Origin of the sequence: Clostridium sp. AM58-1XD (genome assembly GCF_003464085.1) — a bacterium.
Lineage (GTDB): Bacteria > Bacillota > Clostridia > Lachnospirales > Lachnospiraceae > Lachnoclostridium_A.
This window is the reverse complement of sequence record NZ_QSDR01000036.1, coordinates 25505-39068: the sequence shown is the minus strand read 5'-3', so window position 1 is coordinate 39068 and position 13564 is coordinate 25505. Positions and strand designations below refer to the sequence as shown.

The following is a 13564-nucleotide window of genomic DNA, read 5'->3' as shown; positions in this document are numbered from 1 at the left end:
TTTGTGCTGGAAAAAAGCCTGAGACGGCCAGAGAGCTGCTTACGGAGTTGGTGCAGCTTGGAGTCAGGGAGTATAATGCGCGGAAGGACGAAGGGCAGATTCTTCCTTACCTGACGAAAGCGGAAATTAGGGATCAGGCAGCTTCGGGAAAGGTCGCTTTCGGACTCCGGGGCGGGAACGATGCCGTAGAGGAGGAAGCTGTGGCAAATGCGGTACAGTCGTTTGAGGACGGTATATACCGGGTATTTGCAGGAGAGGAAGAGCTGACTCGACTGGATGAAAAGATACAATGGACGGAAGGGCTTATTTTTACATTTATCAGACTTACGATGCTCTCAGGATGGTAGGAGAAGGAAAGGGGTAGTTTATGGCAGAATATACATATCAGACCAGGAAAAAAATGACAGAGAACTGGGTGAATCAGGTGAAAGAAAAAGGAAATCGCCTGTCATCCCAGGAAAAGGGGATGCTGCCGGGACTTGCATATTATTCGGTTCCCCAGAAGGCATGTGAATGGATGAGGGAGAAATTAGACGGCAGATATCAGACGCTGAGTGAGCTGTATAAGAAAGAACTCTCAGGTCTGGTGGACACCTGCGTACCGGCTGATTTAAGAGAGGAGTTCTACTATGCTCTGGATCAGATGAACCAGTTTCAGATGACAGCCGGATGGTACCGGAGGAGTCTGCGTTCTAAAAGTTATCAGCCGTTTGTTCAGAGCAGCATCCTTCTGCTCTGGGCATATTCCAGGCTGGAATTTTATGGAGGAAATCTGGCTGACGTTCTGACAGGCCGTGTAGATCCGGAAGTTTACGATCATGCCAGAACAGAAAGCTGGAGTTATGCTTCCATACTGGCAGCGCAGATTGACCGGGGAAATGGGGAAACAATACAAGCCGTTAAAGATATTCTTATGGGAGAGGGCAATACGGCCATGATCAGCCATAGGCTTATCTGCGGCATTGTTATGAGTAAAGATAAAAGCCTTTATCATGTGCTGGGAGATTTCCTGCTGGCTGCAAGGCTTCAGGAAGGGGCTAGACAGGCAGTATGCGAGACAATGGACGCCGGAAGGCCGGAAGCATTTCTGCATCTGTTCGGCGTAATTGAAGAGAATAACCTTGTCCGCTACTCTTCCATCAAACGGGCGGTGAGTACGTGGATCGGGATTTTTGATGAAAAGAGTGTGGATCGGATTACAGAAAAACTGGTCCGGCTCATGGGCCGGTGCCTGAGAGAACCGGATTTTTGTGAGGAACAGCTTGCAACGAACGATTCTGTTGCCATCAGCTGCGGACTTTGGGCAAAGGGCTTCTACGATGCAAAAGAAGCCATAAAAGCGGAGCAGAAACTGATCCGCAGCGGAACAAAAAACCAAAAGATGACGGCATCATACTTCAACCGGTCTCTTCAGATAGGAAGCCTGAAGATGCAGGCTGCAAAAGAAGTAATTTTAACGTATCCGGATGACCTGGACCTGGTTGCCTGCTTCCTTCCGGGATTCATGGACAATTTATACAACGATTTTGCAGTACTGTTAAAGGATGATAAAGACAGAGGATATTTTTCGCCCAGGGACGGAAAGGTCAGGAAACCTGCCCAAAAGCCGGTCACGGATATTTTTGAAGGAGAAGAAGAGGCAAGGAGGATCTATGAATTGCTCCGGGGGATTCTGAAACAGATTCCGAAAAAAGGAATTGATTTGAATCCGTGCATTTTCCCATGGTATAGAGTGACTATGACACAGTCCGATATCGCTTCCAGAATGTGTCTGATTGCATGGATGCTGCAGGATGAGGAGTATCTGGATGAAGCGGCAGGGCTGATCCCTCTGATCGGCCAGGGAAATTCATATGGAGCTGCAACACGCGCGGTCGTAGCCAGGGTGATTTTGTACAGGCCGGAAACTGCGGTCAGGAGAAGTGCTTTGATGGAGCTTCTTCACAATCCGGAAGAATACACGATGCAGTCGGCGTTCCAGCTTGTTAAGGATATGGAACTTACGGACGGAGATTATGAGAAAATTGAACAGAATCTAAAATATAAAAGAGGCCGTTCAGAGACGTTGAAATTACTGAGGCAGCAGGACTCCGGTTCTCTTGTGCGTTGCATCGGACGCCTTTTGGAAACAAAATCGGAAGAATGCCATATGGGAGCGCTCGACCTTGCGCTTCAGATCAAGAAGGAGGATCCTCAGCGGTTTACTGAGGTGAAACCGCTTCTTTCCGCCCTTTCCGAGCCTACGGGGAAAGAACAGGTGCTCCTGGATGAACTGAAAGGGGAGAGCAGTGAGGCGCAGGATATCCTGAATACGCCGGGATACGGCCTCTATGATACGCAAAAAGAGTGGATTCTTCCAGGGGTCGATGTGAATGAAAAAGAAGCTTTAAAACTCTTTGTAAATGGAGAGGATGCCAGTATCAATATATTGAACAGGCTGAACAGCTTTATTGAAAAGAATAAGGAACTGGAATATAAATCGGCATGGGATGCGGATATGATTCTGGGAACGAGACTGGACCGGTGCCGTTGGATTCACGATGATCCGGAGGCCGTTCCCCTGGACGCCCTGCCGTTCCGAGAGCTGTGGGAAGGATTTTATAAGGACGAGATAAAAACACCGGAAATGCTGCTGGAGCTGTATTTATACCAGCAGTGCCGCAAACAGCGGGCTTTCTATGAGAAGAATCTGGACCTGTATAAAAAGGTATTTGGAAGCGGGCTGATTAAAAAGCCGCCATTTAAAAATCTCGTTCAGGGTTTACGGTATGGAGAACAGGCCCGAACGGTTATTGATGCGCTGTTCGCCCAGTATGTGCCCCAGGAATTGAAGGCCAGATGGGGACTTGTTGGAACGGCCAGGCTGCTTGCCGTGCTGGATGATTCCAATGTTCTGTTCGAAACGAGCGAAAAAAGGTGGAACGGAGAGACGGAAGTCTATACAAAGAGGGCTGCGGATCTGCCGATCTTTGAGGAGTTGTGGACGTGGCTGTCCTGTGCCGGCGATAAAGACTGGGGAAGCGCATTCACACTGAGGTTCCGCCTTCAGGAGAAGTATACGAAGCTGAGAAACAGGGAAAAGTACAAATATTCCTATAACTCCAGGACATCATATATGGGGCTGTCAGATTTTGTACAGTGTTATACCAGAGGAATCTGGGATAAGGATTTGTTTTATAAAGCAGTTTTCACATTTATGAATCTGGGAAGCGTTTTGGGGCCGGTCAGCTCAGTGGAACAAAAGGGCGCCGTCTCCTACATGAACGCTAGACAGGGAGACTTAAATGCGTTCTTTGGCCCCGGCGTAATCAAACCGGCCGACGGCAAATACAGGTTTGACAATATCGGAGATGAAATGCCGGCTATGAAGCTGGCTCATGAACTTTACCGTGAAACGGTTCCGCTCGTTTTGAAGGTGGAACTCAAGCGGGGAGAACAGCCGACGCCGTTTTCTAATTATATCACCTCTATCAGGGTGATATACGGAATCGATGTGATGATACAGATTCTTACCGCTCTTGGACAGGATACGCTTCAGCGAAGCTCCGGCTATTACTCTGACGCTTCTGACAGGCGCAATGTCCTGAGCCATCTGCTGAAGGTATGCCGGCCTCTGCCGGAAGAGACGGCTGCAGATTTGAAAAAAGCTTTAAAAGGAACGGATATCACGAAGAAGCGCCTTGTGGAACTGGCAATGTATGCCCAGCAGTGGATTCCGATGGTTGAAGAATATCTGAAGCTTCCGGGATTCCAGAGCGGCTGTTATTACTTCATGGCCCATACAAGTGAGGGGCTGGACACATTTGCTACATCTATGGTGGCAAAATATACGCCTCTTTCTCCGGAAGAGCTGAGAGACGGGGCGTTTGATATCAAGTGGTTTTTTGAGGCGTATGAAAACTGGGTGAGAAGAACTTCAAGCTTCTTTACGATGCAGCCAAGTACTCCTCCTCCGGCACAGCCCACGGAAGGGCCAGGAAGTACGCGGATGCCGCTTTGGGAAAAGTGGATAAAGAGACCCTGAAAACAGAAATATGTGGAAAACGCAACAAAGATCTGCTGATGAGCCTTGGTCTTCTGCCTCTCGATAAAGGAAAGAAGAAAAAAGAAGAAGACCTTCTGGACCGCTATCAGTTTATTCAGAAGTTTAAAAAAGAAAGCAGGAATTTTGGGGCACAGAGGTGGGCCAGCGAGGGGCGCGCGGTGGAACTGGCCCTGCGCAATTTGAGCGTAAATGCCGGATTTACCGACGTAACGCGTCTGACTCTCAGGATGGAGACAAAACTGGTCGAGACGCTGGACGGATACTTTGAGTGGAAGCCGCTGGAGGAGATGGAACTGCGGCTGTTTGTGGATGAGGCAGGAAAGAGCAGTATCCAGTGCAGAAAGGGTGAAAAGGCCTTAAAATCCATACCGGCAAAGTATAAGAAGAACGAGAAAGTGCTGGAATACCAGGAGATTAATAAAAAGCTGAAAGAACAGTACAGCCGTACGAAACAGATGATGGAACAGGCAATGGAAGACAGAACGTCCTTTGAAGTATGGGAGTTTCTGGAACTGGCCAGAAACCCGGTTGTACGGCCGATTGTCGAACCTCTGGCTGTCCGGATGGCAGGCGGAGGAGAGAAGGACAGTGAAAACGGCGAAAAAATCAGGCTCGGATTTTTAACAGAAGCGGGAATTACGGACTGGTCTGGGAACACTTCAGCCGTAAAACCGGGAGACAGGATTACCATTGCCCATCCGTTTGACCTCTATCAGGAAGGACACTGGCATGAGTATCAGAAGCTCCTGTTTGAAAAGCAGATGAAGCAGCCGTTTAAACAGATTTTCCGTGAATTGTACGTTAAGCTTCAGGAAGAGATGGAGAAAGAGGAATCCATGATGTTCTCCGGCAACCAGATTCAGCCGCAGAAGACGGTCGGAGCGTTGAGAGGACGCCGATGGGTGGCCGACTATGAAGACGGGCTTCAGAAGATTTACTATAAAGAAAACATCGTTGCCAGAATATATGCGATGGCGGACTGGTTTTCACCAAGTGATATAGAAGCTCCGACGCTGGAGTGGGTGGTGTTTTCCGACAGGAAGACGTTTAAACCGTTAAAAATCAAGGATATTCCAGATGTCATTTACAGTGAGGTTATGAGGGATGTGGATCTGGCCGTCAGCGTGGCCCATGCAGGAGGCGTCGATCCTGAAACGAGCCACTCTACGATTGAGATGCGCAGAGCGATTGCCGAGTGCAATCTGGAACTGTTCAAAATTAAGAATGTAAAACTGGAAGGCAGCCATGCCATCATCGACGGAAAACTGGGGCAGTATACGGTTCACCTCGGAAGCGGCGTGGTCCATCAGATGGGCAATTCCATGCTGTTTGTCGTGCCTGTACACTCCCAGCATCGCGGCCGCCTGTTCCTTCCATTTATTGATGATGATCCGAAAACTGCGGAAATCATGTCAAAAATCCTTTTATTTGCAGAAGACACAAAAATTAAAGACCCTAATATTCTGTCCCAGATTCGCTGAAAGACTGAGAGAGACGGCATAAAGAAAGAATGCGGAGGCACAGTATGGCAAAAAAGAACGAGAGAAATACAAAAGGGAGGATTATATCAGCAGCATGGAAGCTGTTTTACGAACAGGGCTATGAGGATACGACAGTAGAGGAAATTGTAGAGGAATCCAGGACATCCAAAGGCTCCTTCTATCATTATTCGAAGGAAAGGATGCGCTTCTCAGCTCCCTTTCCTACCTGTTTGATGAAAAATACCAGGAATTGATGGAACAGATGGACAAAAGCATGAGCTGCTTTGACCAGCTGATCTACCTGAATCAGGAATTATTTTATATGATCGAGAACAGTATTTCTCTTGATCTTCTTGCAAGGCTGTATTCCTCCCAGCTCGTTACAAGAGGAGAAAAACATCTCCTGGACAGAAACAGATATTACTACAGGATATTGACCCAGATTGTGAAAAGGGGGCAGGAAAATGGAGAATTGAGGCAGGACATGTCGGCTAATGAGATAACAAAGATGTATGCCCTGTGCGAACGTTCTTTGCTGTATGACTGGTGCATCTGCAATGGCGAATATTCCCTGAAGGGGTATGCAAAAACGATGATGCCAATGTTCCTGGATAAAATCAAGGTGCAGGAACGCCAGGAGTAAAAATTGTATTAAAAAAAATACCATAAGTATGCAGTAAAATATCATGTTTATTACAGGAAAACGTTCGGAATAATTTGTCGAAAAAACATACCATATTTCTAAAAAGTGCATAATTAGTATAGAATAAAGTCTAAACTTTATTCTGTATTGTGGTCTGTAATGCTTTGTGATAAAATACCCCACATTATGTAGAAGGGAATGAAAAGCGATGACAACAGCACAATTATGCATTTTAATATCCATCAGTATTTATCTGGCTATGATGCTGGCCGTGGGTTTTATCTGTTCAAAAAACAACAATACGACGGATGATTTTTACCTGGGAGGCAGGAAGCTGGGGCCGTTTGTGACTGCCATGAGCGCGGAAGCTTCCGACATGAGCAGCTGGCTGCTCATGGGGCTTCCTGGAGTCGCTTATCTAAGCGGAATCTGCGACGCTGGATGGACGGCCATCGGCCTTGCAGCAGGCACTTATCTGAACTGGCTCTTTGTTGCCAAAAGGATCAGAAGGTATTCTCACATTGCAGGGAATTCTATTACCATACCGGACTTTTTTTCCAATCGGTACAGGGACAAAAGCAGGCTTCTCATGCTGTTTTCCGCTCTGATTATTCTGATATTCTTTATTCCTTATACGGCGTCCGGTTTCGCCGCCTGCGGCAAGCTGTTTGCCAGCCTTTTTGGAATTCACTACGGAACAGCCATGATTATCAGCGCCCTTGTAATCGTGGCGTATACCACGATGGGGGGATTTCTGGCGGCGAGTACGACGGACTTTATACAGAGCATCGTTATGACGATCGCTCTTGTCATCGTATTGTTCTTCGGGACGCATATGGCAGGCGGATTCGAACAAGTCATGGAGAACGCCAAGTCTCTGCCCGGATATCTGAGCATGTTTTTTACATATCAAAAAGAAACGGGAGCGGCCAGCCCTTACGGAGCGATTACGATTATCTCGACCATGGCCTGGGGGCTTGGATACTTTGGCATGCCCCATATCCTGCTCCGCTTTATGGCGATTGAAGAGGAAGAAAAGCTTACGTTATCCAGAAGGATCGCAACCGTCTGGGTTGTAATATCGCTGGCAATCGGCGTGGTGATCGGCGTAATCGGGCTGGGAATGACAAAGGCGGGCACCATGGTGGAACTGACTGGTTCCAACTCTGAGACGATCGTAGTCCGGGTAGCAGATCTCCTGAGCCATTTCGGCGTGCTGCCGGCCCTCGTAGCCGGGGTCATCCTGGCAGGAATCCTGGCATGCACCATGTCTACTTCGGATTCCCAGCTGCTGGCCGCCGCATCCGGCGTATCCCAGAATATTTTCAAGGGAGTTATGAAAATCAACATGTCTGAAAAGGCGATGATTATAACTGCAAGGGTAACGGTGCTTATCATATCCCTGATAGCCATGTTTATTGCCAGAAATCCTGACAGCTCCGTATTTGCAATCGTTTCCTTTGCATGGGCGGGTTTCGGCGCTTCCTTCGGACCGGTGGTAATCTGCGCCCTTTTCTGGAAACGTTCCAACAGGAACGGCGCACTGGCAGGTATGATAACGGGAGGAGTTGTAGTATTCGTTTGGAAATATCTCGTCCGCCCGCTGGGAGGAGCATGGGATATCTATGAACTGCTTCCCGCATTCGCGGCCTCCTGTATTGTAATTGCCGTGGTGAGCCTGGCGACTGCTCCGCCGGAACAGGAAATTATGGATGAATTTGAGCGGGCGAGAGGGTAAAAAATACTTTCGGAGGATGTGATGGATTTACTCATTGCTTTTCTTATATTTTTAGCCGGAGTGACAGCTTGTCTGGCCTCGGAAAAACGCTGATTTATGCCCTGCTGCTGGGTCTGCTCTGTTTTATGGCGGTGGGTAGAAAAAGAGGCTTTTCCCTGTCTGTTCTGCTTAAAATGGCATGGGACGGAGGGAAAACCTCTTTTCCTGTCCTGCGCGTTCTGATTCTGATCGGATGTCTGACTGCACTTTGGAGAGCCAGCGGTACAATCACATTTTTTGTATACTATGGAATTAAATTGATTACGCCCCATCTGTTTGTGTTGATTGCATTTATTCTGACCGCTGTTCTGTCTTTTGGAATCGGAACGAGCTTCGGAGTTGCAGGAACAGCAGGAGTGGTGCTGATGATTCTTGCCAGGAGCGGAGGCGTGAACGAAATCATAACGGCTGGGGCTGTTATGAGCGGTTCTTACTTTGGAGAGCGATGTTCGCCTGCGTCCAGTTCTGCCCTCTTGGCTGTCTCCCTTTCCGGAGCAGATGGGGTGAAAAATCTCAAGGTCATGTTGAAGACAAGCCTGCTTCCTACCGTTCTTACGGCGGCGGTATATGGCGTTCTCTCGTGGAAAAATCCGATTCTTTCTGTAGACAGCAGCATTTTAACTCAAATGAGCGAAGAATTTTCTCTGACCTGGGCAGTTCTCCTGCCTGCGGCGGGGCTGTTGTGCCTGGCTCTGGCAGGGGTAAGAGTCTTTTACGCCGTTGCAGCCAGCGGGGTTATCGCATTTCTGACAGCTGTTGTGATTCAGAAACAGCAGGTTTGGGACGTGGCAGTCTGGGCAGTTACAGGATACAGATCCGGCTCGGAGGAACTGGCAGCCATTCTTTCCGGAGGAGGAATGACGTCCATGGCTGGTGTGCTGGTCATTGTCATTATATCCAGCGCTTATTCGGGAATTTTCAAAAGTACCGGTATGCTTGACGGAATACAGGAAAAGGCGGCGGCTCTTGCAGGAAAAATGGGGCGTTTCGCAGCCCAGATCGTTACAGGAATCTGTTCCGGCGGACTTTTTTGCAACCAGACAATCGGCATTATCATGGCGGAGCAAATGCTGGGTTCCCTTTATGAAGATCCTCAGGAGCAGGCTGCCGATGTATGCAACTCCATTGTCATGATAGCAGGACTGATACCCTGGTCCATTGCGGCAACAGGACCGCTTGCCATGCTGGAAGTAGGGACAGAAGCGATTCCGTACAGCATTCTGCTGTATATGGTTCCGCTGACATATCTGATGACAAAAAAGGTATGGTACCGTTAAAAAAGATCGGCTGTGAAATAAAATTTTATAATGTATATTATTAATAGGCCTGTTATGCGCCTCTGGGTACTGAGCATGAAATACCCGGAGGCGCTTTTTTGCTTTCTAGGAAAGACCTTGTTATTGTAAAGTGATAAATCGTATGATTCCCTAGAAAGCAAAAACGCTCCGCTATGGATGCGCACTCGCGCAAAAGGAATTTTGTCGCTGAAGCGACCCGCCGCAGGCGGAGAATCCCGCGAGCTAGATTCTTTCTTATTTTCTGGCAAATAGATTTAGAAAATTTGATTTAATCCTTAATTTGTTAAATTTTTACTTAATACAGGTATAGAAATATAAATTGAAAAATAATTATGATAATAGTACAATTTAACTGTCACAAAATATGACGGAGGAGGGGACAACCATGGAAGAGAAATTTTTTCAGCCGATCGAAGAAGATATCAGAGTAATTCATAATATTAACAGTTCCAATATTATGGAGTGCCCGCATTTTCACAATCACTATGAACTGCATTTTACTTTATCATATAATTTGAAATTTATTATTGCGAATACAATATTTTATGTACCAAAGGGATCTGTCTTTGCAATCAAGACCTTTACGCCCCATATGACCGTTGTTCCGGATGACGCATGGTTTGAGCGGTATACGGTTCATATCAGACCGGAAGTCCTTCAGGAAATCAATCGTTACACCAATATTGACTTTATGGAATTATTCCAGTCGAGCGATGGATTTCCGGCATGTCATATTAAACTGAAGCAGGAGGATATCCCTGTATTTGAACAGGTATTAAACAGGGAAAAAGACAGCTTAAAGGGCAGCTATTATGGGGACAAGACATATCAACAGGTAATTTTATCGGAAATTCTTCTTTATCTGCTGCGTGTAAATCATGAAGGGCCGCAGCAAAAGAATGAGATCTACGATGATGAAAATGGTATTCTGGCTAAAAAAATCATGGAATATATCACGGATAACATAACGATGGACCTGAATCTGGAACTGCTTGAGAAGACATTTTATATCAACAAATATTCGATCAGCCGTCTTTTTAAAGAATACTGCGGAGTAACAGTGAATCAATATATCACCTCCAGGAGAATTTATCTGACCTGTGAGCTTTTAAAGAAAAACCAGCCTGTATTTCAGGTATGTGAACAGTCGGGATTTTCCGACTATGGCCATTTTATCCGCACATTTAAGAAACATGTGGGCATTTCACCGAAACAATATGCCTTACATATACGCGAAAAAGAGACAGAAAATATAGAAAATATATAATAAATAAAAGAGGACAAATCAAAATAAAGCAACTTTTGCACAAAAAAAGATGAGAAATCTATCAAATACTATCCTATAATTGAATTACAAACAAGGAACGAGAAACTGTAATCATTCATTATTAAGGAGGGTATTTATTATGGATCAGAGCGTACGGATAAGATTCTTGTCAGAACCGGATATGCTGAAAGCAGGGGTGCTGGACATGGAGGGGTGTCTGGAAGCGGTACAGGACGCTTTCGCATTAATCTCTCAGGGCGACTATTTAATGGGCGGACCCAGTGAAAACGACCATGGACACCTGATCTGGTTCCCGGAGCATAAAAAGGGGCCGAGAATGCCGGAGGCTGGACCGGACAGGAGATTCATGGCAATGATCGCTTATCTGGGTGGCGATTACCACATCTGCGGAGAAAAGTGGTATGGATCCAATATAGCCAACAGAGAGCTGGGACTTCCAAGATCCATTCATTCAATTATTCTGAATGATCCTGATAACATCAAACCACTTGCATTTATGTCGGGCAACCTGTTAAGCCAGATGAGAACAGGAGCTGTACCTGGAATCAGTGCGAAATTCCTGGCTAGACAGGGAGCGGAAACCATAGGAATCATTGGAGCCGGAATGGTAGGAAAAACCGCCCTGTTAGGCGTTAAGACAGCGGTGAAAACGCTTAAAACAGCTTACATATATGATGTATTTCCAGCTGCCTCAGAGCGTTTTGCAACGTATGCAAAAGAAGAACTGGGAATTGAGCCGGTTATTGTAAATACTTTGGAAGAAGCTGTTAAGGATATGGATATCGTTCATATTGCAGCCTCAGGAGTAGAACTTCCAGCCATTGACACGAATCTCTTAAAGAAGGGATCATTGCTCTGTCTGACAGGTGCTGCAGATTTCGTTAATGATGATTGGATTGAAGACTGCCAGGTTTATGCGGATAACTGGAAACTGCATCAGGCATTTATCCATGAGATGGATTATCCGAGGGAAGGCATTAGAGAAGAAATCTTATCATGGGCACCGTCTGCACCGGTTATTGATGCTGCATATAAAGGAAAGTTTTCCGGATCGAGGGTAAAAAACATTGGAGATGTAGTGATTGGAAAGAGCCCGGCGAGAGAGAATCAGGACGATAAGATCATTTTCATCACCAGCGGAATGGCAGTGGAAGACGTTGCTGGGGAAAGAAAATTCTTGATCGGGCGAACGAACAGGACATCGGTCAGATCCTGACTTTCTGGGAAAAACAATATTGGCTTAAGTAGTGAATCATGGCAGCCGTACTTCAATCATTTTCTGAACGGATGAGATTGCTGAATTCGAGATATCTGTAATATGTTTCGGGCAGCAGAAATTATCTGAAGAATCTTTGGAGTACGGCTTTTTAAAAATAGAGAAGACAGTTGCGGACAGCAGGATTGGGGAAGGAGCAAACAATATGAAACATATAAAACGTATAAGCAGCATGGTGCTGGCGGCAGCATTAGTCATGACAGTGGCGGCAGGATGCTCTTCAAAAAAAGGTGGGGATACGACGGCAGCTGCCGGTAATTCGAATACGGCTCAGGCGTCGGGCGAGGACAATTTTGATGCGGATATTACGGTAGTTCAGGCACTGGATATGGTAAGCTTTGATCCGATCCAGTCGGCCGATATGTCAAATGTATACACATTGGCGAACTTATACAGCCGCCTGTTCCGATACAGTGAAAACCTCGGTGCTGAAAAAGAACTTTGTAAAGAGTATGAAAGGGTAAGCGACACGGAATGGCACTTTAAGATATGGGAAAACGTAAAATACCATGATGGGTCCATGCTTACGATTGATGATGTGGTCTACTGCCTGAACAGGGCGAAGGGAAGCTCCATTATGACGGCTCTATTTGATCCTGTAAAAGAAATTAAAAAAGTAGACGATACGACATTGGCAATTATTACAGACGGCCCGTATCCGTCACTTCCGACAGCGCTAACAAACGTAGCCACTTCTGTCGTGCCTCAGGCTTACTGCGAACAGGCGATGGCTTCCAACGACTGGTCCAAACCGATTGGGAGCGGAAGATACAGCTTTGACAGCAGAGTGATTGGTGATACCGTAAAATTTACCCGTTTTGATGACTATTTTGATCCTGATGATAAAGCGCTTAACAAAACGCTTACGATCAAGATTATTCCTGAAGGCACGGCCAGAACGATTGCGATTGAGACGGGCGCTGCTGACTTCAATGCGGAATTTGCTACGGCAGATTATGCCCGCGTCATCGACAATCAGGATTTGAAGCTTTGGGAAAAAGACTCTCAAATGGTATGGCATCTTGGTATGGACAATACGGCAGAGTGGTTTGACAATAAATTAGTGCGTCAGGCAGTCAACTATGCGGTGGACAGAGATTCCTGCCTGCAGGTTGGATATGAAGGACTGGGAAAAACCGTATACAATTGTGCAACATTTGCACCAACGGTCATGGGCGCAGTTGAGAATCCCCTTGATATGTATTCCTATGATACCGAAAAGGCGAAGGAATTAATGAAAGAAGCAGGTTGTCCGGGATTTGATACTCAGATTATCGTATTCCGTGACGAGGCAGAGCGTATGGCTACTGTTGTGCAGGCAAACCTTGCGGATATCGGTATTAATGCCGAGATTACACGTATTGAAAATGCAGTCTTCCCGTCTTATATTGCAGACCACAAAGCGCCGATGTTCATTACAAGCTGGGGCTGTTATGAGGATCCAGATCTGTTCCTTGGACGCCGCTTTACAGAAAAGGGCTATGGCGGAGTAAACCGTGTGTGGTATTCCAATCCGGAATTAGACGGGATGATTAAAGAAGGACGCCAGTTCTTTGAGGAAGAGAAGAGAATACCTGTATATCAGAAAATCCAGGAATTTATGGCGGAAGAAGCGCCGGAAGCAGATCTGTTCGTGAGCAAAACGCTGGCATTGAGCAATAACCGCTTGAAAGGCGTTGAGCTGAATGCAGAAAGGGCATCAAATTATTACAAACTGCACTATTGATGGCTTTTACGCCCTTTTCCGATATGGAGG

10 protein-coding genes and 1 pseudogene are annotated in these 13564 nt (G+C 46.4%); all 11 read left to right on the top strand.

From position 1 onward, the window contains the following. Positions 1 to 347 (top strand): hypothetical protein (locus DXA13_RS21115; RefSeq protein WP_118246410.1); only part of this gene is annotated, 347 nt, incomplete at its 5' end. A 20-nt stretch (positions 348 to 367) separates the two neighbouring features. After that, complete coding sequence (locus tag DXA13_RS23295; protein ID WP_347559908.1) at positions 368 to 4024, top strand: DUF5724 domain-containing protein; 3657 nt, start codon at positions 368 to 370, stop codon at positions 4022 to 4024. Continuing rightward, positions 3958 to 4215, top strand: a pseudogene (locus DXA13_RS23290) (DUF5724 domain-containing protein); the annotation flags it as partial. The gene DXA13_RS23295 and the pseudogene DXA13_RS23290, both read left to right, overlap by 67 nt. Before the next feature lie 57 nt (positions 4216 to 4272). Beyond that, positions 4273 to 5526, top strand: a complete 1254-nt coding sequence (locus tag DXA13_RS22080) for a DUF4132 domain-containing protein (protein WP_347559909.1) — start codon at positions 4273 to 4275, stop codon at positions 5524 to 5526. A gap of 44 nt (positions 5527 to 5570) precedes the next feature. Further along, positions 5571 to 5780, top strand: coding sequence for a helix-turn-helix domain-containing protein (locus tag DXA13_RS23285; RefSeq protein WP_347559907.1), 210 nt, complete (start codon positions 5571 to 5573; stop codon positions 5778 to 5780). Continuing rightward, positions 5780 to 6169 (top strand): TetR/AcrR family transcriptional regulator C-terminal domain-containing protein, encoded by a 390-nt coding sequence (locus DXA13_RS17755; RefSeq protein ID WP_347559906.1) that lies wholly within the window; start codon positions 5780 to 5782, stop codon positions 6167 to 6169. Before DXA13_RS23285 ends, DXA13_RS17755 begins: the two co-directional genes overlap by 1 nt. Before the next feature lie 208 nt (positions 6170 to 6377). Further along, a complete protein-coding gene (gene putP / locus DXA13_RS17750) occupies positions 6378 to 7907 on the top strand; it encodes a sodium/proline symporter PutP (protein WP_118246409.1) in 1530 nt (509 codons plus the stop codon). Positions 7908 to 7975: 68 nt separating this feature from the next. Beyond that, positions 7976 to 9223, top strand: coding sequence for a Na+/H+ antiporter NhaC family protein (locus DXA13_RS17745; protein WP_118246408.1), 1248 nt, complete (start codon positions 7976 to 7978; stop codon positions 9221 to 9223). A gap of 406 nt (positions 9224 to 9629) precedes the next feature. Further along, on the top strand, positions 9630 to 10511 hold the full coding sequence (locus tag DXA13_RS17740; RefSeq protein ID WP_181995732.1) for an AraC family transcriptional regulator: 882 nt from the start codon (positions 9630 to 9632) through the stop codon (positions 10509 to 10511). A 139-nt stretch (positions 10512 to 10650) separates the two neighbouring features. Then, the gene (locus DXA13_RS17735) at positions 10651 to 11748 is read left to right on the top strand and encodes an ornithine cyclodeaminase (protein WP_118246406.1); all 1098 of its coding nucleotides are present in this window, start codon (positions 10651 to 10653) and stop codon (positions 11746 to 11748) included. 205 nt (positions 11749 to 11953) lie between these two features. Next, positions 11954 to 13534, top strand: a complete 1581-nt coding sequence (locus DXA13_RS17730; RefSeq protein ID WP_147348053.1) for an ABC transporter substrate-binding protein — start codon at positions 11954 to 11956, stop codon at positions 13532 to 13534. Positions 13535 to 13564 lie beyond the last annotated feature (30 nt).